At 67.7% G+C, this 18,938-nt stretch carries 21 protein-coding genes; 9 read left to right on the forward strand and 12 right to left on the reverse strand.

From position 1 onward, the window contains the following. Positions 1–74 precede the first annotated feature (74 nt). Genes moaB through QO033_RS06120 form a run of 4 tightly spaced genes read right to left on the reverse strand, consistent with a single transcriptional unit; the run spans position 75 to position 2,670 of the window. Positions 75–617, reverse strand: a complete 543-nt coding sequence (gene moaB, locus QO033_RS06105) for a molybdenum cofactor biosynthesis protein B (RefSeq protein WP_284480057.1) — start codon at positions 615–617, stop codon at positions 75–77. Between the two features lie 3 nt (positions 618–620). Then, positions 621–1,244: a LysE family translocator gene (locus tag QO033_RS06110; RefSeq protein WP_284480058.1), complete on the reverse strand. Its 624-nt coding sequence runs from the start codon at positions 1,242–1,244 to the stop codon at positions 621–623. After that, a complete protein-coding gene (locus QO033_RS06115) occupies positions 1,241–1,840 on the reverse strand; it encodes a metallophosphoesterase family protein (RefSeq protein ID WP_284480059.1) in 600 nt (199 codons plus the stop codon). Before QO033_RS06115 ends, QO033_RS06110 begins: the two co-directional genes overlap by 4 nt. A gap of 41 nt (positions 1,841–1,881) precedes the next feature. Next, entirely contained in the window at positions 1,882–2,670 is a 789-nt protein-coding gene (locus QO033_RS06120) for a uracil-DNA glycosylase (protein WP_284480060.1), read from the reverse strand. A 142-nt stretch (positions 2,671–2,812) separates the two neighbouring features. Here QO033_RS06120 and QO033_RS06125 point away from each other — a divergent pair, with 142 nt between their 5' ends. From QO033_RS06125 to plsY, 5 genes are read left to right on the forward strand one after another with little or no spacing between them, the layout of a single operon-like run. Continuing rightward, entirely contained in the window at positions 2,813–3,754 is a 942-nt protein-coding gene (locus QO033_RS06125; protein WP_284480061.1) for an aspartate carbamoyltransferase catalytic subunit, read from the forward strand. Further along, entirely contained in the window at positions 3,751–4,284 is a 534-nt protein-coding gene (locus tag QO033_RS06130; RefSeq protein ID WP_284480062.1) for a hypothetical protein, read from the forward strand. The genes QO033_RS06125 and QO033_RS06130 overlap by 4 nt, the downstream gene beginning before the upstream one ends. Next, the gene (locus tag QO033_RS06135; RefSeq protein WP_284480063.1) at positions 4,281–4,664 is read left to right on the forward strand and encodes a hypothetical protein; all 384 of its coding nucleotides are present in this window, start codon (positions 4,281–4,283) and stop codon (positions 4,662–4,664) included. The genes QO033_RS06130 and QO033_RS06135 overlap by 4 nt, the downstream gene beginning before the upstream one ends. Beyond that, positions 4,661–5,947, forward strand: a complete 1,287-nt coding sequence (gene pyrC, locus QO033_RS06140; protein WP_284480064.1) for a dihydroorotase — start codon at positions 4,661–4,663, stop codon at positions 5,945–5,947. Before QO033_RS06135 ends, pyrC begins: the two co-directional genes overlap by 4 nt. Then, complete coding sequence (gene plsY, locus QO033_RS06145; RefSeq protein WP_284480065.1) at positions 5,947–6,552, forward strand: glycerol-3-phosphate 1-O-acyltransferase PlsY; 606 nt, start codon at positions 5,947–5,949, stop codon at positions 6,550–6,552. The genes pyrC and plsY overlap by 1 nt, the downstream gene beginning before the upstream one ends. 72 nt (positions 6,553–6,624) lie before the next feature. Here the strand turns inward: plsY and QO033_RS06150 are convergent, their stop codons facing one another. The 4 genes from QO033_RS06150 to QO033_RS06165 all read right to left on the reverse strand — a co-directional run bounded on the left by QO033_RS06150 (position 6,625) and on the right by QO033_RS06165 (position 10,174). Further along, positions 6,625–7,995 (reverse strand): glutamate--cysteine ligase, encoded by a 1,371-nt coding sequence (locus QO033_RS06150; protein WP_284480066.1) that lies wholly within the window; start codon positions 7,993–7,995, stop codon positions 6,625–6,627. Positions 7,996–8,058: 63 nt separating this feature from the next. Then, positions 8,059–8,598 carry a hypothetical protein gene (locus QO033_RS06155; protein WP_284480067.1) on the reverse strand — a complete coding sequence of 180 codons (540 nt, stop codon included), beginning with the start codon at positions 8,596–8,598 and terminating at the stop codon, positions 8,059–8,061. After that, positions 8,595–9,455: a GNAT family N-acetyltransferase gene (locus QO033_RS06160; protein WP_284480068.1), complete on the reverse strand. Its 861-nt coding sequence runs from the start codon at positions 9,453–9,455 to the stop codon at positions 8,595–8,597. Before QO033_RS06160 ends, QO033_RS06155 begins: the two co-directional genes overlap by 4 nt. Continuing rightward, positions 9,452–10,174, reverse strand: coding sequence for a 16S rRNA (uracil(1498)-N(3))-methyltransferase (locus QO033_RS06165; protein WP_284480069.1), 723 nt, complete (start codon positions 10,172–10,174; stop codon positions 9,452–9,454). Before QO033_RS06165 ends, QO033_RS06160 begins: the two co-directional genes overlap by 4 nt. Before the next feature lie 12 nt (positions 10,175–10,186). Between QO033_RS06165 and ubiA the strand changes: the two genes are divergently transcribed. From ubiA to QO033_RS06180, 3 genes are all read left to right on the forward strand, one after another. Beyond that, entirely contained in the window at positions 10,187–11,161 is a 975-nt protein-coding gene (gene ubiA, locus QO033_RS06170) for a 4-hydroxybenzoate octaprenyltransferase (protein WP_284480070.1), read from the forward strand. A 64-nt stretch (positions 11,162–11,225) separates the two neighbouring features. Further along, on the forward strand, positions 11,226–13,226 hold the full coding sequence (locus QO033_RS06175) for an OmpA family protein (protein WP_284480071.1): 2,001 nt from the start codon (positions 11,226–11,228) through the stop codon (positions 13,224–13,226). Further along, positions 13,223–13,537, forward strand: coding sequence for a hypothetical protein (locus QO033_RS06180; RefSeq protein ID WP_284480072.1), 315 nt, complete (start codon positions 13,223–13,225; stop codon positions 13,535–13,537). Before QO033_RS06175 ends, QO033_RS06180 begins: the two co-directional genes overlap by 4 nt. Before the next feature lie 199 nt (positions 13,538–13,736). On the opposite strand, the gene QO033_RS06185 is transcribed toward QO033_RS06180, so the two are convergent. The 3 genes from QO033_RS06185 to pgsA are packed head-to-tail and all read right to left on the reverse strand — an operon-like array spanning position 13,737 to position 15,112. Further along, positions 13,737–14,180 (reverse strand): molybdenum cofactor biosynthesis protein MoaE, encoded by a 444-nt coding sequence (locus QO033_RS06185; protein WP_284480073.1) that lies wholly within the window; start codon positions 14,178–14,180, stop codon positions 13,737–13,739. A gap of 3 nt (positions 14,181–14,183) precedes the next feature. Continuing rightward, positions 14,184–14,441 (reverse strand): molybdopterin converting factor subunit 1, encoded by a 258-nt coding sequence (gene moaD, locus QO033_RS06190; protein WP_284480074.1) that lies wholly within the window; start codon positions 14,439–14,441, stop codon positions 14,184–14,186. Beyond that, complete coding sequence (pgsA, locus tag QO033_RS06195) at positions 14,441–15,112, reverse strand: CDP-diacylglycerol--glycerol-3-phosphate 3-phosphatidyltransferase (RefSeq protein ID WP_284480075.1); 672 nt, start codon at positions 15,110–15,112, stop codon at positions 14,441–14,443. Before pgsA ends, moaD begins: the two co-directional genes overlap by 1 nt. A 265-nt stretch (positions 15,113–15,377) precedes the next feature. Here pgsA and QO033_RS06200 point away from each other — a divergent pair, with 265 nt between their 5' ends. Further along, a complete protein-coding gene (locus QO033_RS06200; protein WP_284480076.1) occupies positions 15,378–16,811 on the forward strand; it encodes a hypothetical protein in 1,434 nt (477 codons plus the stop codon). A gap of 27 nt (positions 16,812–16,838) precedes the next feature. Here QO033_RS06200 and uvrC read toward each other — a convergent pair whose 3' ends face one another. Continuing rightward, positions 16,839–18,677: an excinuclease ABC subunit UvrC gene (uvrC, locus tag QO033_RS06205; protein ID WP_284480105.1), complete on the reverse strand. Its 1,839-nt coding sequence runs from the start codon at positions 18,675–18,677 to the stop codon at positions 16,839–16,841. Positions 18,678–18,938 lie beyond the last annotated feature (261 nt).

An 18,938-nucleotide genomic window follows, 5' to 3' on the forward strand; every position in this document is an offset into this window, starting at 1 on the left:
CGCGCTACACAGTAGCGCCGCGCACCGGTTTGCCAAGCGCGCGGGGCGGATTCTGTCGGCCCCAGACCGGCGGGTTATTTCCGACGCTGGTTTTCGGTCAGCCGGGGAAAGATCTCGACAAAGTTGCAGGGCCGGTGACGGTAATCCAGCTGGTGACAGAGGATCTCGTCCCAGGCGTCCTTGCAGGCACCCGGACTGCCCGGCAGCGCGAACAGATAGGTGCCGCCGGCGACACCGCCGGTGGCCCGCGACTGCACGGCGGAGGTGCCGATCTTCTGCATCGAGACGATGGTGAAGACGGTGCCGAAGGCATCGATCTCCTTCTCGTAGACGTCGCGATGCGCCTCGACCGTGACATCGCGCCCGGTCAGCCCCGTGCCGCCGGTCGAAATCACCACGTCGATCTCCGGATCGGCGATCCACGCGCGCAGCTGGTCGGCGATCTCTGCCCGTTCGTCGGGCAGGATCTGGCGCGCCGCCAGCCGGTGGCCGGCGCCCTCCAGCCGGTCGACCAGCACCTGGCCGGATTTGTCTTCGGCCAGGCTGCGGCTGTCGGATACCGTCAGCACCGCGATACGAACCGGGATGAAATCCTTGCTGTCGTCGATACGGTCCATGGCTTATGCCCTTTCCAGAATGGCCAGCCGCAGCGCCAGCGCGGCGAAGATGGTGCCGCTGATCCGGCCCAGCCAGCGCCCGGCCGCCGCGGATCCGGCCAGCCAGCGCCCGGCGCCGCTGGCGAAGATGCCGACAGCGGAATTGACGATGAACCCGCCCAGGCTCAGCACCGCGCCGAAGATCAGGAACTGACCCAGCACGCTGCCCGCCTCGGGGCGCAGGAATTGCGGCACGAAGGCCAGCACGAAGAGGATAACCTTGGGGTTGGTGAGATTGACGAAGAACCCGGTGCGAAACGCCCGCAGCGGTGCGATCGCCGGCCGGTCGGAGCGGGCCGCATGGCCACCCCGGAACGCCCCCCAGGCGAGATAGAGCAGATAGCCGACGCCGACCCAGCGGATCACGTCGAACAGCGCCGGCACCGCCGCCACGACCGCGCCCAGCCCCAGCCCCGCCAGCAGAACGTGCACCATGCCGCCGACGGAGATCCCGGCGCTTGCCGCCACGGCGGAACCGCGCCCTGAGCGCAGCCCCTGTCCGAGGCAGAACATCATGTCGGCCCCCGGCGTGAAGTTCAGCGCCAGCGCCGCGGGCACAAAGGTCAGAAGGGTGACGGGATCGATCATGGCGCGACCTCGAACCAGGTGCCGGCAGGACCGAGGTTGACCACCTCGGTGGTGCCGATGGCACCGTGCCCCCCCCAGCAATCATGAATATGACCGCAGAGCGCCAGCCGCGGCTGCACCCGCGCGATCGCCGCGTGAATCGCCGGTGAGCCCACCGACATTCCGGCAGAGGTGCGATCGGCCACCCCCTTGGGCGGCGAATGGGTGATCAGGATATCGGCGGCGTCGCAGCGCGCCAGCATCGCCTCCGCCGCCGCCTCGGTCAGGTCGAAAGACCAGTCGCCGAAAGGCGTGGGCGGGATGCCGCCGCCCAGCCCGAAGATCCTGAGCCCGCCGATCTCCAGCCCCTCGCCATGCAGCACGGTGGCGCCCGGCCCGGCGGCGGCGCGCAGCTCCTCGGCGCTCTCGGCATTGCCGGGGACCAGCAGCATCGGCGCGGCGATCCCGGAGAGCAGCTCCATCGCCTGGTCGAGCCCGCGGCGCATGTTGCAGAAATCCCCCGCCCCGATCACCAGATCGGCGTCGGCGCTGGCCTGCACCAGCCCCTCGGCGGCGCGGCGGGCCAGATGCAGATCGGAAAAGGCCAGTATCTTCATGCGCGGTCCCGGCTCCCTCTTGTTGTCGTTTCGGTGCGGCCTCAGCTCTGGCGCAGCTTCGCCTGCAGCTCCAGCAGATCGGCCCAGGCCATCCGCTTCGCCGACGGCTGGCGCAGCAGATAGGCCGGATGGAACATCGGCAGCACCGGTTTGTCCATCGCCTGCTGCCATTGGCCGCGCAGCCGGGTGATGCCGCGTTTGCCCAGAACCGCCTGACAGGAGATATTGCCCATCAGCACGATGGCCTTCGGCGCACTCAGCGCCACATGGCGTTCCAGAAACGGCGTCATCATGGCGATCTCGTCCGGCCGCGGATCGCGGTTCTGCGGCGGCCGCCACGGCAGCACGTTAGTGATATAGACATTCTCGGCCCGGCTGAGCCCGATGGCCGCCAGCATCCGGTCCAGCAACTGCCCGGCGCGCCCGACAAAGGGACGGCCCTCGCGGTCCTCGTCCCGGCCCGGTGCCTCGCCGATGATCATCACCGGGGCGCCGCGTACCCCGTCGGCGAAGACAAGATTGCGGGCGCCGCGCTTCAATTCGCAATGATCGAAGGCGGCCAGCGCCGCCTGCAGCGCATCGAGATCACCGGCCGCCCGGGCAGCCGCCCGCGCCTCGGCCACCGGGTCGGGGCCCTTGGGCTTGGCCATCGGCATTGGTGCCCCCTGCCCGGGCTGATCGGCGGCGACCTGTGCTGTCCGGGGCGGGCGATGCTGATCGGGCAAATCGTAGCGGTTCACCGGCTGATCGCCGATGGCATCCGTCACCCCGAGCTCAACCTGCCATTCCAGAAGCGCCCGGGCGGTGTGAAAATCAATCTGCGTTTCCATCGGCCCCGATTCCATGGCCGGACCCTACCCCGGAAATCGCGGCCCTGAAACCGCAATGCGGGGTTGCAGCCGCCCGCGCCATGTTGCCCCGCGCGCCCGGGCTTTCTATAAGCAGCGCCAGCAGCACAGCCGGAGTCCGCGCATGTCCTTTGCCCATCGTCACCTTCTGGGAATCGAACCGCTGAGCCAGCAGGACATCGTCACGATCCTCGATCTCGCGGAAACCTATGTGGACCTGAACCGGCAATCGGCGAAACACGCCGATGTTCTGGCCGGTCTGACCCAGATCAACATGTTTTTCGAGAACTCCACCCGCACCCAGGCCAGCTTCGAACTGGCCGGCAAGCGGCTGGGCGCCGATGTGATGAACATGGCGATGCAGGCCAGTTCGATCAAAAAGGGCGAGACCCTGATCGACACCGCCATGACCCTGAACGCCATGCATCCCGATCTGCTGGTGGTCCGCCACCCACATTCCGGCGCCGTCGATCTTCTGGCGCAGAAGGTCAATTGCGCGGTGCTGAACGCCGGCGACGGCAAGCACGAACATCCGACTCAGGCGCTGTTGGACGCGCTGACGATCCGCCGCGCCAAGGGGCGGCTGCACCGTCTGAACATCGCCATCTGCGGCGATATCTCTCACAGCCGGGTGGCCCGGTCGAACCTGATCCTGCTCGGCAAGATGGAAAACCGCATCCGCCTGATCGGCCCGCCCACCCTGATGCCCGCCGGCATCGGCGAATTCGGTGTCGAGGTCTACGACGACATGCGCGAAGGGCTGAAGGACGTCGACGTCGTCATGATGCTGCGGCTGCAGAAGGAACGGATGGACGGCGGCTTCATCCCGTCGGAGCGGGAGTATTACCACCGCTACGGCCTGGATGCCGAGAAACTGGCGCTGGCCAAACCCGATGCCATCGTCATGCACCCCGGACCGATGAACCGCGGCGTCGAGATCGACGGTACGCTCGCCGACGACATCAACCGCTCCGTCATCCAGGAGCAGGTGGAGATGGGCGTGGCGGTGCGCATGGCGGCGATGGAGCTTCTGGCCCAAAACCTGGCGGCGGAGACGCGGAGATGAGCGATCCCCTCAGCGTCGTGGCCGGCGAACACGGGGTGATCCGTGTCTTCGCGCTGGAGATGCGGCCCGAGCAGGCCGCGTTTCAGCGCGAGGAAGGCGCCGCCGCGCAGATGCTGGGGGTGGCGACGCTGGAGCCCGGCCAGGTCGATGTGATCCGGATCGCCGATCTGGAGGAGCTGGGGCTCGCCGGCTATCTGACCGAGGGCTGCGGCATCCCCGACGCGCAGATCGCCCCCGACCGCGCCCGCCTGGCGGCGCTGACCGGCTGGGTCATGGTGGTGCGCAGCCGCGCCTTCGGTGGCCGCGCGGCGCAGATCGCCCCGGCGCCCGAACTGCGGCTGGTCGCCACCTATCGCGAACCCGGCACCGACTGGACCGCCGCCCCGCTCAAGAGCCAGAGCGCCGAGCCGTTTTCCGCCGCCCGCCCGTCGCCGCGCGCGGCACGGGCGCGGGCGCGGCGGATCGGCGCCACGCTGTTTGCGGTGGTGATGGCGCTGATCGCGCTTCTGCTCTGGCTGGTGATCGCATGAGCCCGGCACAGTTCCCCGCCGACCGCGCCGCCTATCTGCGCGCCCACGCCTGGCTGGCGGCTGCCGCCATGGCGGGGGCGATGCTGATCCTGTGGATCGCCGGCAACCCGCATATCTGGACCGGCGGCGTCGCCGGGCTGGCCGCCATCGCCCTGCGCGGCTGGTATCTCGCCTCGGAGGAGCTGACCGCGGTCTGGGCCGTCGAGGGCGCCGAGCTGACCGGCCCCGGCGGCCAGCGGATCGCACTCAGACGCATCGAGACGGTGCGCACCATCGGCAGCTTCGTGCAGGTGATCACCACCGACGGGCACAAGTATCTCATTAAATACCAGGCCGATCCCCAGGCCACCATGGCCGCCATAGAAAGGGCAAGGGCATGAGCGATCTCCTCTTCACCAACGCCCGGCTGATCGACCCCGAGGCCGGCACCGATGCGATCGGCTGGCTGCGGGTCGCGGAGGGCCGCATCACCGAGACCGGCAGCGGCCCGGCGCCCGATCCGGCGGCCGGCGATCAGCTGGTCGATTGCGGCGGCAAATGCCTGGCACCGGGCATCGTCGATCTGGGCGTGAAGGTCTGCGAGCCGGGCGAGCGGCACAAGGAAAGCTATCGCAGCGCCGGTCAGGCGGCGGCGGCCGGCGGTGTCACCACCATCGTCACCCGCCCCGACACCGCCCCCACGATCGACAGCCCGGAAACGCTGGAATTCGTCACCCGCCGGGCCCAGGCCGACGCCCCGGTCAACGTGCTGCCGATGGCAGCGCTGACCAAAGGCCGGCAGGGCCGCGAGATGACCGAGATCGGCTTTCTGATGGATGCCGGCGCCGTCGCCTTCACCGATTGCGATCATGTCGTCACCGAAACCAAGGTGCTGTCCCGCGCCCTGACCTATGCCCGCAGCCTCGGCGCGCTGGTGATCGGCCATCCGCAGGAGCCGGGCCTGAGCCAGGGGGCGGCGGCTACCAGCGGCAAGTTCGCCTCGCTGCGGGGGCTGCCGGCGGTATCGCCGATGGCCGAACGCATGGGGCTCGACCGCGATATCGCGCTGGTCGAGATGACCGGCGCCCGCTATCACGCCGATCAGATCACCACCGCCCGCGCCCTGCCAGCGCTGGAGCGGGCCAAGGCCAACGGGCTCGACATCACCGCCGGCGTCGACATTCACCACCTGACGCTGAACGAATTCGACGTCGCCAATTACCGCACCTTCTTCAAGCTGAAGCCTCCGCTCCGGTCGGAGGATGATCGCCAGGCGGTGATCGAGGCGGTGCGCAGCGGGCTGATCGACATCATCTGTTCGATGCACACGCCGCAAGACGAGGAAAGCAAACGGCTGCCCTTCGAAGAGGCGGCCAGCGGCGCGGTGGGGCTGGAAACGCTGCTGCCGGCGGCGCTGCGGCTCTACCACTCCGGCGATCTGAGCCTGCCCCAGCTGTTCAGGGCCATGGCGCTGAACCCGGCGCAGCGGCTCGGACTGGAGGCCGGGCGCCTGGCGGCGGATGCGCCGGCCGATCTGGTGCTGTTCGACCCCGACGCGCCCTTCGTGCTCGACCGGTTCAAGCTGAAATCGAAATCCAAGAACACGCCTTTCGACGGCGGCCGGATGCAGGGGCGCGTGCTGGCGACCTATGTGGCAGGCCTGCCCGTCTACCGGAGGGACTGATGCCCGAGATCACCTCTTCCGCGCTGACCCTGATCCTCTGGGCCGTGATCGGCTACGGGCTGGGGTCGATCCCCTTCGGCATGGTGATGACCCGGATCTTCGGTCTCGGCAACCTGCGCCAGATCGGCTCCGGCAACATCGGCGCCACCAATGTGCTGAGGACCGGCAACAAGGCCGCCGCCGCGCTGACCCTGCTGCTGGACGGCGGCAAGGGCGCCGCTGCGGTGCTGCTGGCGCGCGCCTTCGCCGGCGACGACGCGGTGCAATTGGCCGGGCTGATGGCCTTCATCGGCCATTGCTTTCCGGTCTGGCTGGGCTTCCGTGGCGGCAAGGGGGTGGCGACCTTCCTCGGCCTCTGGCTGGCGCTGGCCTGGCCGGTGGGGATCGCCTGCTGCCTGACCTGGCTGGTCGCCGCGCTCCTCGGCCGGATTTCCTCGCTCAGCGCGCTGGTGGCGGCGGCGGCCTCGACCCTCTGGGCGGTCGGGCTGGGCCATGGCCAGGCGCTGGTGCTGGGCATCCTGCTGACGCTTCTGGTGTTCTGGCGCCACAAGGCGAATATCGCCCGGCTGCGCGCCGGAACCGAACCGAAGATCGGCCAGAAGTGAGAGCGTCAAACGCGAAAAGGGCCCGGCGCACCCGCCAGGCCCTAGCAGATCGGCGGGGGGGCCCGCTCCGGCTCAATAGCTGAACGCGTCGTAGATCCTCTCCAGATCGCCGTTCCAGTCGCCGTTGTAATGGGCCAGCAGCTCATCCGCCGGGGTCATGCCGGTCTCGACGCTGTCCTCCAGCGCATGCAGGAAGTGGCGTTCGTCCTGCACCATGCCACCCAGACCGGGACGCGCCCGGGCCTTCAGGCCGCTGCGGGCGATGTCCAGAACCTGACTGGCAAGCTCCTGCATTTTCATGCCGCCGACCACGGCCTGCAGCCCGTCGTTGCCGGCGCCGACGCGCCAGGCCTCGCGGGTTTCCGCATCCCAGCCCTTGACCAGATCCCAGGCCGCATCCAGCGCGCCCTGATCGTACATCAGCCCGACCCAGAAGGCCGGCAGCGCACAGAGCCGCCGCCACGGTCCGCCATCGGCGCCGCGCATCTCGATGAATTTCTTCAGCCGCGCCTCCGGGAAGGCGGTGGTCAGGTGATCGGCCCAGTCGCTGAGCGTCGGCATCTCGCCCGGCAGCGCCGGCAGCTCGCCCTTGAGGAAATCGCGGAACGACTGCCCCAGCGCGTCGATATACTTGCCGTCGCGATAGACGAAGTACATCGGCACATCGAGCGCATATTCCACCCAGGCCTCGAACCCGAAGCCCTCGTCGAAGACGAAGGGCAGCATGCCCGTGCGCGCCGGATCGAGGTGCCGCCAGACCCAGGAGCGATAGCTCTTCATCCCGTTGGGCTTGCCCTCGAAGAAGGGCGAATTGGCGAACAATGCGGTCGCCACCGGTTGCAGCGCCAGCGCCACGCGCATCTTCTGCACCATATCGGCCTCGGACCCGAAATCCAGGTTCACCTGAACCGTGCAGGTGCGCCGCATCATGGTGGTACCGGTGGTGCCGACCTTGCCCATATAGGCATCCATCAGCTTGTAGCGGCCCTTGGGCATCAGCGGCATCTGGTCATGGGTCCAGACCGGCGCCGCCCCCAGCCCGATGAAACCGACGCCGATTTCGTCGGCGATGGATTTGACCTCGCGCAGGTGTTCGTTCACCTCGTCGCAGGTCTGGTGGATGGTCTCCAGCGGCGCCCCCGACAGCTCCAGCGCCCCGCCGGGTTCCAGAGACACGTTGGCGCCATCCTTTTCCAGGCCGATCAGATGGCCGCCCTCGCGCACCTCGGCCCAGCCATAGCGGTCGCGCAGCCCTTCCAGCACGGCCTCGATCGACCGGTCGCCGGCAAAGGGCAGCGGGTTATGTGTATCCTTGCAGAACCCGAACTTTTCGTGTTCGGTGCCGATACGCCAGTCCTCTTTCGGCTTGCAGCCGGCCGCGAGGTATTCGGCCAGCTGTTCGTGCCGCTCGATCGGGCCGCCGCCGGATTGGGGGATGGACATTCGCGCACTCCGCTCTTTCTCAGATCGTTCGAAGGGCAGTCGTGCGGGGAAATCGCCGGACTGTCAATGCAGCCTTTGATGCAACGGCCGCGACGAATGGCGTTCCCAGATCACCACCGGATGGGCCGAGGCGCGGTTCAGTTCGGCCAACATGCGTTCGGTTTTCAGCCCCGGCAGGGTGCTGAAAATATCGAAGAGATCGGCGGCCCCCTCGGCGTTAACGGGAATGTGAAGGATCGGCTGGCCCGGCTCCTCCAGCACCCAGAGCGTCGGGCTCGACCCCGGGTCGAGCACCAGCCGCTCCAGATCGCGGATCGAGACCGATCCGCCGGACAGCGGCCCCATATAGGTGATTTCTCCCTCGGTGATCATCACCACCCCGGGGCCCTGCCCGGCACCGGCGCCGCTGGCGCGGAACCGGGCGCGCTGGATGCCGATCAGCGCGATGCCGACGCCGGCGGGGATCAGGACCCAGCCGATCCAGCCCAGCAGCCCGCCAACCCGCAGCGCCCAGTAGAGCCCGAGCAGGATCACACCGACGCCGGTCAACGCCTCGCGCCAGCGATGCGCAGCGGCGGTCACCTCTGGGCGGATAAAACTCATGTCCCGCCCCCGCCCAGACGAACAGCCCCGTCGGTCAGCGCCACCAGATATTCCCCGACCCTGCGGAAGCCGATCGCCTCATAGGCGCGCGAGGCCGCATCGTTGTTGGAAAACAGCACCGCGCGGCGGACGCCTTCGGCGCCGGCCTGCATCAGCACCGCCTGGACCGCGCGGCGCCCCAGCCCCTGGTTGCGCATCCCCGGCGGCACATAAACGCCGCCGATCTGGACGATATCCTTGACCCGCGCATTGATCCCCGCCATGGCGACCGGCCTGTCCTCCTCCAGCAACAGCTGAAAAAGACCCGCGGCAATGGTCTGCTCCGCCCGGTCACGGGCCACCTCCGCCGCCTGCGACGTACCGGCGGCACCGGTCCGGGTGTCGGCCTCATAGCCGTGAAACCAGGTGGCCAGCAACGCCGCGTCCCCGGGACCGGGCTGCCGCCAGGTCAGATCGGCGTGGGGCATCGCCGCCAGATCCAGCGTATAGAGCGGCTCGGGGTGGTCGAGCTTCAGGCGTCCGGCCAGCCCCAGCGCCTGCAGCCAGAGCCGCGCCTGCGTCGCCTCGCCGGTCAGCCCCTGCACCGGCCGCCCGGCCAGCACACCGGCCGCCGCGGCAAAGGCCTCCGGCTCGCGCCCCGGGCATTGCAGCATCAAGAACCCGTTGTTGGAGCAGCCGAAAACCGCCCGCAGCGGTCCTTCCGCCGGCCAGAGGAAATAATCGCAGGCGTAGTCGTGATCGGAGCAGCCGATGCCATGCGCCTCAAGATTGCCGCGCAGGAACATCGAGGTTTCGGGATACCCGGCCAGAAAGGCCTCGATCCGCGGCGCGTCCGATGCCTCCGCCTGACGGATCACCGCCAGTCCCCCAGCGCCACCTGCCACAGCGTCAGCGCCGCGACCGCCGCCGTATCGGCGCGCAGGATCCGCGGGCCGAGGCTGACGGCACGGGCAAAGGGCAGCCCGCTCAGCCGCTTGCGCTCGACCTCGGAAAAGCCGCCCTCGGGACCGATCAGGATCGCCCAGGGCCCGGGCGCTGCCCCCGCGAGTGTCAGCGCGGCACCGGCCTCCGCCTCGTCACAGAACATCAGCTGCCGCCCCTCGGGCCAGTCGGCCAGCAACCGGTCGAGCTTGCTGAGATCGGCAACCTCCGGCACGAAGGTGCCGCCGCATTGCTCCGCCGCCTCGACCGCATGGGCCTGCAGCCGGTCCTGGCGGATACGTTCGGAATTGGTGAAATCGGTCTGCACCGGCAAGATTCGCGCCGCCCCCATCTCCACCGCCTTTTCGACGATGAAATCGGTGCGGGCCTTCTTGATCGGCGCAAACAGCAGCCACAGATCGGGCGGCAGCATCAGCGGCGCCGATTGTTCCACGCAGTCGAGCATACCGCCGCGCTTGCCGGCCTCGGCCACGGTGGTGAGCCATTCGCCCTCCCGCCCGTTGAACAGCGCCACCGGGTCGCCCACCGCCAGCCGCATCACCCCGAAGAGGTAATGCGCCTGCTCCCGCGTCAGAGGAACCGATTGCCCCGCCCCCAGCGGGTGATCTACATAGAGCCTGACCTTCGCTTTCATGGGACACTACATATGCAACGCGCGACACCAACGCCAGACGGGAACGTTCAGGGCCAGGTGGCCGACGCGGTCAAGGGCAACTGGGTCGATACGCTCGCCCCGGCCGCCGCCCGCCCCTATCTGCGGCTGTCGCGCGCCGACCGGCCGATCGGCACCTGGCTGCTGCTGCTGCCCTGCTGGTGGGGGCTGGCGCTGGCGATGCTGTCTGACCGCTCCCCCCGGTGGCAGGATCTGTGGATCTTCGTCGGCTGCGCCCTCGGCGCCTGGCTGATGCGCGGCGCCGGCTGCACCTGGAACGATATCACCGACCGCGATTTCGACGGCTCCGTCGAACGCACCCGGTCGCGGCCGCTGCCCTCGGGGCAGGTCAGCCTAAAGCAGGCGATCGCCTATATGGGCGCCCAGGCGCTGGTGGCGCTGGCGATCCTGCTGACGTTCAATCCCGCCGCCATCGCGCTCGGGGTGCTGTCGCTGCTTCCGGTCGCCGTCTATCCCTTTGCCAAACGGTTCACCTGGTGGCCGCAGGTATTTCTCGGCCTCGCCTTCAACTGGGGCGCGCTTCTGGCCTGGACCGCCCATACCGGCAGCCTCGGCTGGCCGCCGCTGGTGCTCTATGTCGCCGGCATCTCCTGGACTCTGTTCTACGACACCATCTACGCCCATCAGGACACCGAGGACGACGCGCTGATCGGCATCAAGTCCACCGCCCGCCTGTTCGGCGACGACACCCCGCGCTGGCTGCGCCGCTTCCTGGTGATCACCGTGCTGCTGATGGCGATCGCGGTGATCGGTGCGGTGGAACCACGGGCCTCGGTCCTGTCGCTGATCGTGGCACTGGCCGGCCCCTGGTTCATGGGCTGGCACATGCGCTGGCAGCTGCGCCAGTTCGACCCCGAGGACAACCCGACCCTGCTGCGGCTGTTCCGGGTCAACCGCGATACCGGCCTGATTCCGCTCATCTGCTTCCTCGCCGCCCTGTTGGTGTGATTGCACCGGAGGGGCGGGAGCTGTATGACATCTGCGATCCAGCGAGCCTAAGACAGAAGACCTGATGCGCCTATCTTCCCTGATGCCCGTCGGGGCGACCTTCGGGGTCGCCGCCATCCTCAGTCTCATCACGGCAAGTTTCGCGGTCACGGCGGTCGAGGACAATACCGAGATCGCGCTGCGCCGCACCCTGGATCAGGCCGGCTATCCCTGGGCCGAGGTCGAGGCCGACGGGCTGCAGGTGACGCTGGCCGGCACCGCCCCGGACGAGGCCACCCGCTTCGCCGTGCTGACCGCGGTCGGCCGGGTGATCGACGCCGCCCGCATCATCGACGATATGCAGATCACCCCCACCGCCGATCTGGCGCCGCCGCGGTTCTCGATCGAAGTGCTGCGCAACGCCAGCGGCATCTCCATCATCGGGCTGGTCCCTGCTGGCACCGACCGCGCCGATCTGGTGGCGCGGCTGGCCAAGGTGACCGGCGGCCAGGAAGTGGCCGATCTGCTCGACAGCGCCGATTACCCCTCTCCCGACGGCTGGGCCGCCGCGCTCGATTATGCGGTGACCGCTCTGGGAGAACTGCCGCGCGCCAAGATCTCGGTCACCGCCGGCCAGGTGGAGATCACCGCCATCGCCGACAGCGGCCTGGCCAAGAAGAAGCTGGAATCCGAGCTGAGCCACAATGCCCCGCCCGGCCTGCGGCTGGGGCTGGACATCGCTGCGCCGCGGCCGGTGATCACGCCTTTCACCCTGCGCTATGCCATCGACGACAAGGGCGGCCATTTCGATGCCTGCTCCGCCGATACCGAGACCAGCCGCGACCGGATCCTGACCGCCGCCCGCGCCGCCGGGCTGACCGGCCCGGCCAGCTGCACCATCGGCATGGGGGTGCCTTCGCCGAACTGGGCCCGTGCCGCCGAGCTCGGCCTCGCCGCGCTCTCCGATCTGGGCGCCGGCTCGATCACCTTCGCCGACGCCGATATCACCCTGGTCGCAGCCCAGGGCACCGACGCCGGCCATTTCGACCGCGTGGTCGGAGAGCTGGAAGCCGACCTGCCCGAGGTCTTCGCGCTGCATGCGGTGCTGCCTCCGGCCAAGGCCGATGCCACCGCCGGCCCCCCGGAATTCATCGCGACCCTCAGCCCGGAGGGGCTGGTGCAGCTGCGCGGCCGGCTCAGCGACGACACCCTGCGCGAGATGGCCGACAGCTATGCCAAGGCGCGTTTCGGCTCCGACAACGTCTATACCGCCACCCGGCTGGTGGAGGATCTGCCCGCCGACTGGTCGGTGCGGGTGCTCGCCGGGCTGGAGGCGCTGGCGCAGCTGGTCAACGGATCGGTCACCGTGTTGCCTGACTCGGTCGACCTGCGTGGCGTCAGCCATGACGAGGACGCCAGCGCCAATATCGCCCGCATCCTCTCCGCCAAACTGGGCGAGGCGGAGAATTTCACCCTCGACATCAGCTATCGCCCGCCACCGCCGCCGGCCGACGCGCCGCCTGATCCCGAAGCCTGCGAACTCCGGCTGAGCGAGGCGCAGAAAGACGGCAAGATCACTTTCGAACCCGGCTCCGCCACCATCGCCGCGGAATCGTTACCGATCCTCGACCGGATCACCGAGATCCTCACCGATTGCGAAGGTGTGCGTCTTGAAATCCAGGGTCATACCGACAGCCAGGGCCGCGAGGAGATGAACCAGCAGCTCAGCCAGGCCCGCGCCCAGTCGGTGCTGAACGAATTGCGCGCCCGCCGGGTGCTGACCTCCAGCTTCGTCGCGGTGGGCTACGGCGAAACCCGCCCCATCGCCAGCAACGACAGCGAAGAGGGCCGCGAGGAAAACCGCCGCATCGAATTCCGCCTGATCCGCCCGGCCGAGACCGCGGAGGAGCAAACCACCCTCGACAGCCTCGCCGATGACGAGACAGGGGCGGCGACCGATCCCGAGGACATGCCCGAAGATATGCATGAGGGCGACGGCGCCGCCATGGACGCGCTGCCCGACGACACCGCGCCGCAACAGGATGCCACAGCGGCGGAGCCCGCCGGGGAGAAGGAAAGCGAATGAACCGCACCGAGTTTATCATCACCACGGCGATCATCCTGTTCATCGCCTTCGCCGTCGGCTGGTTCGCCAACTGGCTGGTCCACCGCTTCACCCGGGTGCGGCAAAGCGATGTCGCCGATCTCGACCGGATGAGCCAGGAACTGCACGAGGCCGAGGAAACCCGTGATCAGGCGATCACCTACCTGCAGCAGCGCGAGGCGGAGCTGACCAATCAGCTGACCCAGACCGAGGCCGAGCTGCGCGCGGCCATGGACGGCCTGCGCGATGCCCGCCGCGAAGCCGAAGAGCTGCGCGCAGAGCTCGGCCGCTGAGCCGCGCCCCCGGCCGCAAGGCGTCCCACCCGCCGGAATCCGGCCCTGAGCCCGACAAACACGCAGCCCGTCCTGCCCTGAGCCTGGGCACGACGCGCCCCTTCGACCTGGTGCAAATATCCCCGCCGGAGGCTGCGCCCCGACGGGGCGCATCCGATCCCGCCGCAGGGCGCTGTCGGAGGTCCCGGCCGGCCGCGTCTTACCAGCGATCCAGCGCCGCCTCGTCGTCGGCCTTGGCCGCGACCCAATCGGCACCGGTGGCGGTGATTTCCTTCTTCCAGAAGGGGGCCCGCGATTTCAGGTAATCCATCAGATATTCCGCCGCCTCGAAGGCGGCCAGGCGATGCGCCGCGGCGGTCGCGACCATCATGATCGGCGCCCCCGGCGCCAGCCGCCCGTGACGGTGGATCACCAGCACATCCACCAGATCCCAGCGCCGCTGCGCCTCTTCGGCGATGGCGGTGATCGCGGCCTCGGTCATGCCGGGATAATGCTCGATCTCCATCGCCTCCAGCCCGCCGCCGGGCAGATCGCGGACCACCCCGGCAAAGGTAACGATGGCCCCCGCCCCGGACAGCCCGGCGGCGAAGGCATTGGCCTCCGCCCCCAGATCGAAGGCCCCGGACTGAACTGCGATCCGCATCGCTCAGCCCCCCGTCATCGGCGGGAAGAAGGCCACTTCGCGCACCCCGGCAAGCGGCGCGTCGAAATCCGCCAGCTCCTGATCCAGCGCCACCCGCAGGGCCGCGAGGTCGGCAAAGGCGGCCTCGTACCGCTCTTCGCGGGCGCGGAGCTCCGCCACCAGATCGGCGACGGTGGCGGCGTTCGTCTCCACCCGTTCCCGCGGCAGGCCGATCCGTTCGCGGACCCAGGCGAAATAAAGGATATCGATCGCGGCAGTCATCACGGCGCCTCTCTCAGATGCGGCAGGGCCTTGCGCAGGTAGTCCGCCCCGGTGACCAACGTCAGCGCCGCGGCGATCCACAGCAGCCAGAGCCCGACCCGGCCGGACCACAGCATGCCCTCGAACATCCAGCGCAGATCGGCGCGCCCGGTCAAGGCCTCCGCCAGCTCCGCCTCGGGCATGCCGGCATCGATGCCGAAGGCGCGCAGTGCCAGGTAGTGTTCGAAAATTCCTTGCGAAAACAGCGTGGCGATCGCCACCATCTGCGCCGTCGTCTTCCACTTCGCCAGCTTGGTCACCTTCAGGGTGCCGGCGGTGTCGCCCAGATATTCCCGCAGACCGGCGACGAAGACCTCGCGGAACAGGATCACCGTGGCCGGCAGCACCAGCCAGGGGGTCCAGTGCTTGGTCGCATAGCCGACCAGGATCATCAGCGCGATCACCACCATCGCCTTGTCGGCGATCGGATCCAGCATGGCGCCGATCTTGGTCTCCTGCTTCCACAGCCGGGCCAGATAGCCGTCGAACCAGTCGGTCACCGCCGCCCCGACGAACAGCAGCAGCGCGAACCAATCGGCATATGGACGACTGAAATAGAGGAACATCACGGCCAGTCCGGGCGCCGCAAGCAGCCGCAGAAGGGTCAGGGTATTGGGCACATTCCATCGCATGCGCGGACCCTATACCCGGTTTCGGGAATGTGGAAGCGGGACAGATCCGAAATCGGCGCGGCGCATGAACACATCTGCGCGTGGCGAACAGCAGCCGCCCCCGAGCTGCCGCGCCTAGCATCCGCGCCCACTCCCCACGGCGCCCCGCCGCCGCTGACGTCGGCCGAGCATGACACCTCGATGAAAGCCCCGGCTAATCGTTCTCAGAATCGAAACAACGAATTACGCTTTCAATTGCGGCTACCCTAATGTGGATGTTTCTCCCATGAATTACGCCTTTCGCTACAGCGGCACTCCCGATCAGCCTTATGCTGCCGGCGCCCTGGCCGCAGGGCCGTTTTCGACCCTGGTTCTGAGCTCTTATCAATATGGTGCGGATTATTTCGATCTGCGTTTCGACGGTGGCGCGGTTCTGGAGGTCGAGGACAGCACCGTCGAAGCCGCTTTCGGCTATCTCTCCCTCGGCCGGGTGCAGCGGGCACATCCGCTCTTCGACGCGATCGGCAGCGACAACATGACCGCCACCCCCACCACCGAGGGCGGCGAAGCGGCTCTGGACGTCTTCGATATCTATTACTGGCGCGAGGCGGTTCAGACGGTTCTCGTCCATGAGATCGACGGGCTCGAAACACTCGGCTACACCGGCGTTTTCCTCGACGATACCGCGCGCTATTTCGCGCCCGGCAGCTACCAGGAACAGATCACCGCCGACACCGGCAGCGCATTTGACGACAGCGACGCGCTCGGCAATGCCGCCAGCGCCACGCTCGATGCGATCATCGCGCTGGCGCAATCGACCGATCTGGACGTCTGGGTGAACGCCGATGCCTTCATGCTGTCGAACCACGCCTCCGGCAGTGCCCTGATCGCCGATTTCGCCGCCGAGGTCGCCGGCGTGGTGATCGAGAATTACTGGGCCAACCACCTGGGGGTCAGAGATTTCGACAGCGCCGTCGCGACCTATGCCAACCTCGGGATAGAGGTCTATGTTTCCAGCGATTTCGACCTCTCCGACGCCGCCGATCCGACGGCGGCAACCAGCTATGCCCGCGGCCGGGTAAACGCCTATTTCAAGGAGGCCTCCAAGAACGGCTATATCCCCACCGCCTCCTACTACGATAGCAGCACCGCCGCCCCGGGCGAGACGCCGCCCATCTCCTCCAGTTACGACCGGTTCTACCCCGACCTGCCGATCTTCAACCATGCCAGCGATGCCGCAGACGTGCTGGCGGCGCTGGAGGGTCCCGGCGATCTGGACGGGCTGGGCGGCCGCGATACGCTCTTCGGCAGCGATGCCGCCGACAGTCTGCGCGGCGGCACGGGGGCCGACCGGCTGTTCGGCGGCAAGGGCGCCGATGTCCTGCTGGGCGGCGCGCATGGGGACAGTCTGCGCGGCGGCGCCGGGCGCGACACACTGCGGGGCGGTGGCGGCGAAGATATCCTGATCGGAGGAAAACACCCCGACACCTTCGTCTTTTCCGGCGCCTTCGGCATCGATCACGTGGATTTCCACGGCAGGGACGTTCTGAAATTCATTTCCGGAAACGGAGAGGCCGGATCGTTCGAGGCCTTTATGGCCGCGACCCGTCAGGACGGGGCCGATACCGTTTACGATCTGGGCAATGACGGCAGGAATGTCATCATTCTGCAGAACACCCAGGCCAGCGATTTACAGGAAAGCGATTTCCTTTTCCTCTAGGCCCGGCCCGATCCGCAAACGCGCCGCCTAGCCCTTTTCATGGAAGAAATCGTAGATCGTTTCGGCCAGGGCATCAGACACCCCGTCGACCGCCTTCAGATCGGCCAGATTGGCGCGGCTGACCGCCTTGGCACTGCCGAAATGGGCCAGAAGCGCACGTTTTCGGGTCGCCCCCACCCCGGGGATATCGTCGAGCGGATTTGCGCTGACCGCCTTGGCGCGTTTGGCGCGGTGGGTGCCGATGGCGAAGCGGTGCGCCTCGTCCCGCAGCCGCTGGATGAAATAGAGCACCGGGTCGTTGTGGCCCAGCGCAAAGGCATTTTCACCGGGGCGGTGAAACTCCTCCTTGCCGGCGTCGCGGTCGATACCCTTGGCGACGCCGACCATCGGCACGTCCTCGACGCCGTATTCCTCCATGATCTCATAGACCGCGCTGACCTGCCCGGCGCCGCCGTCAATCAGCAGCAGATCGGGCCAGAGCCCCTTGTCGCGATCCGGGTCCTCCTTCAGCAGCCGGGTGAAACGGCGGGTCAGCACCTCTTTCATCATGCCGAAGTCATCGCCCGGGGTCAGGTCGTCGCCACGGATGTTGAACTTGCGATACTGGTTCTTCAGGAACCCCTCCGGCCCGGCGACGATCATCGCGCCCACAGCATTTGTACCCTGGATGTGGGAGTTGTCGTAGACCTCGATCCGCTGCGGGGCGCTGTCCAGCCCGAAAGCCTCTGCCACCCCTTGCAGCAGCTTGGCCTGGGTGGCGCTCTCCGACATCCGCCGGGCCAGGGATTCGCGGGCGTTGCGGAGCGCGCCCGAGATCAGCTCTGCCTTCTCGCCGCGCTGGGGCACCAGGATTTCCACCTTGTGGCCGGCCTTCTCGCTCAGGGCCTCGGTCATCAGGTCGGCGTTCTCGATCCCGTCCGACAGCAGCAGCTGCCGCGGCGCCTCCTTGTTGTCGTAGAACTGACCGAGGAAGGCCTCCATCACCTCGGCGGCAGAGACATCGGCGCCGACACGGGGATAGAAATCCTTGTTGCCCCAGTTCTGGTGCGCCCGGATGAAGAAGACCTGCACACAGGCTTGCCCGCCCTCCATATGCAGGGCGATGACATCGGCCTCGGCCACGCCGCGCGGGTTGATCCCCTGCGAGGTCTGCACCGAGGTCAGCGCGCGGATCCGGTCGCGCAGGGCGGCGGCGCGTTCGAATTCCATCGCATCAGAGGCCGCCTGCATCTGCTCGGCCAGCTCCTCCTGCACCCGGGTGGAGCGGCCGGAGAGAAAGCGTTCGGCATCGCGCACCGCCTCGGCATACTCCGCCTCGGATATCTGGCCGGTACAGGGGGCGGAGCAGCGCTTGATCTGATAGAGCAGGCAGGGGCGCGAGCGGCTGGAGAACATCGCATCCGAACAGTTGCGCAGCAGAAACGCCTTCTGCAGCTGGTTCAGCACCCGGTTCACCGCGCCGGCGCTGGCGAAGGGGCCGAAATAGGCGCCCTTCTCCTTCTTTGCGCCGCGATGCTTCTTGATCTGCGGAAAGGCGTGATCCTTGGCCACCAGGATATTGGGAAAGCTTTTGTCGTCGCGCAGCAGCACGTTGTATTTCGGCTTCAGCTGCTTGATCAGGTTCTGTTCCAGCAGCAGCGCCTCGGTTTCCGTCCGCGTGGTCAGAAACATCATCGAGACGGTCTCGCGGATCATCCGGGCGATCCGCGCGGTATGGCCGGAGGGCCGGGCATAGTTCGACACCCGCGCCTTAAGGTTGCGCGCCTTGCCGACATAGAGCACCCGCGCCTGGGCATCGAGCATCCGGTAAACCCCGGGCGAGCCGTCCAGCGTGCGCAGATAAGATTGGATGCAAGCGTGCCCCATCAGCGGCACCGGCGACGCAGTTGTGGCAGCGGTGTCGGCCGTGATCGCGACCGGAGCTTCGGCCGCCTCTGCGGCCCTGGCCTGACCTGCCGCTGGGTCACCCGATTCGGGAGTCGCAGTGCTGTTGTCTGAGGTCTGATCGCTCATGTCCGCCGTCCGTGATTCCCATCCTATGGCTGCAATCTCGGCCCACCGGGCGCAAGAGCAAACAAATCCACCAAACCTGTGGATATGTTTGCAGATAACTTCCGGGCAGCTGGG

Origin of the sequence: Pseudodonghicola flavimaris, assembly GCF_030164425.1 — a bacterium.
Taxonomy (GTDB): Bacteria; Pseudomonadota; Alphaproteobacteria; order Rhodobacterales; family Rhodobacteraceae; genus Pseudodonghicola; species Pseudodonghicola flavimaris.

What these genes read in the sequence shown, in the direction of transcription:
- QO033_RS06180 (WP_284480072.1), top strand. Translation starts at nt 13,223, where the DNA reads ATGAACCGCACCGAGTTTATCATCACCACGGCGATCATCCTGTTCATC.
- uvrC (WP_284480105.1), bottom strand. Translation starts at nt 18,677, where the DNA reads ATGGGGCACGCTTGCATCCAATCTTATCTGCGCACGCTGGACGGCTCG.
- QO033_RS06135 (WP_284480063.1), top strand. Translation starts at nt 4,281, where the DNA reads ATGAGCCCGGCACAGTTCCCCGCCGACCGCGCCGCCTATCTGCGCGCC.
- QO033_RS06200 (WP_284480076.1), top strand. Translation starts at nt 15,378, where the DNA reads ATGAATTACGCCTTTCGCTACAGCGGCACTCCCGATCAGCCTTATGCT.
- QO033_RS06115 (WP_284480059.1), bottom strand. Translation starts at nt 1,840, where the DNA reads ATGAAGATACTGGCCTTTTCCGATCTGCATCTGGCCCGCCGCGCCGCC.
- QO033_RS06150 (WP_284480066.1), bottom strand. Translation starts at nt 7,995, where the DNA reads ATGTCCATCCCCCAATCCGGCGGCGGCCCGATCGAGCGGCACGAACAG.
- pyrC (WP_284480064.1), top strand. Translation starts at nt 4,661, where the DNA reads ATGAGCGATCTCCTCTTCACCAACGCCCGGCTGATCGACCCCGAGGCC.
- QO033_RS06110 (WP_284480058.1), bottom strand. Translation starts at nt 1,244, where the DNA reads ATGATCGATCCCGTCACCCTTCTGACCTTTGTGCCCGCGGCGCTGGCG.
- QO033_RS06165 (WP_284480069.1), bottom strand. Translation starts at nt 10,174, where the DNA reads ATGAAAGCGAAGGTCAGGCTCTATGTAGATCACCCGCTGGGGGCGGGG.
- QO033_RS06130 (WP_284480062.1), top strand. Translation starts at nt 3,751, where the DNA reads ATGAGCGATCCCCTCAGCGTCGTGGCCGGCGAACACGGGGTGATCCGT.
- QO033_RS06125 (WP_284480061.1), top strand. Translation starts at nt 2,813, where the DNA reads ATGTCCTTTGCCCATCGTCACCTTCTGGGAATCGAACCGCTGAGCCAG.
- ubiA (WP_284480070.1), top strand. Translation starts at nt 10,187, where the DNA reads ATGCAACGCGCGACACCAACGCCAGACGGGAACGTTCAGGGCCAGGTG.
- QO033_RS06155 (WP_284480067.1), bottom strand. Translation starts at nt 8,598, where the DNA reads ATGAGTTTTATCCGCCCAGAGGTGACCGCCGCTGCGCATCGCTGGCGC.
- moaD (WP_284480074.1), bottom strand. Translation starts at nt 14,441, where the DNA reads ATGACTGCCGCGATCGATATCCTTTATTTCGCCTGGGTCCGCGAACGG.
- QO033_RS06175 (WP_284480071.1), top strand. Translation starts at nt 11,226, where the DNA reads ATGCGCCTATCTTCCCTGATGCCCGTCGGGGCGACCTTCGGGGTCGCC.
- moaB (WP_284480057.1), bottom strand. Translation starts at nt 617, where the DNA reads ATGGACCGTATCGACGACAGCAAGGATTTCATCCCGGTTCGTATCGCG.
- QO033_RS06185 (WP_284480073.1), bottom strand. Translation starts at nt 14,180, where the DNA reads ATGCGGATCGCAGTTCAGTCCGGGGCCTTCGATCTGGGGGCGGAGGCC.
- QO033_RS06120 (WP_284480060.1), bottom strand. Translation starts at nt 2,670, where the DNA reads ATGGAAACGCAGATTGATTTTCACACCGCCCGGGCGCTTCTGGAATGG.
- plsY (WP_284480065.1), top strand. Translation starts at nt 5,947, where the DNA reads ATGCCCGAGATCACCTCTTCCGCGCTGACCCTGATCCTCTGGGCCGTG.
- pgsA (WP_284480075.1), bottom strand. Translation starts at nt 15,112, where the DNA reads ATGCGATGGAATGTGCCCAATACCCTGACCCTTCTGCGGCTGCTTGCG.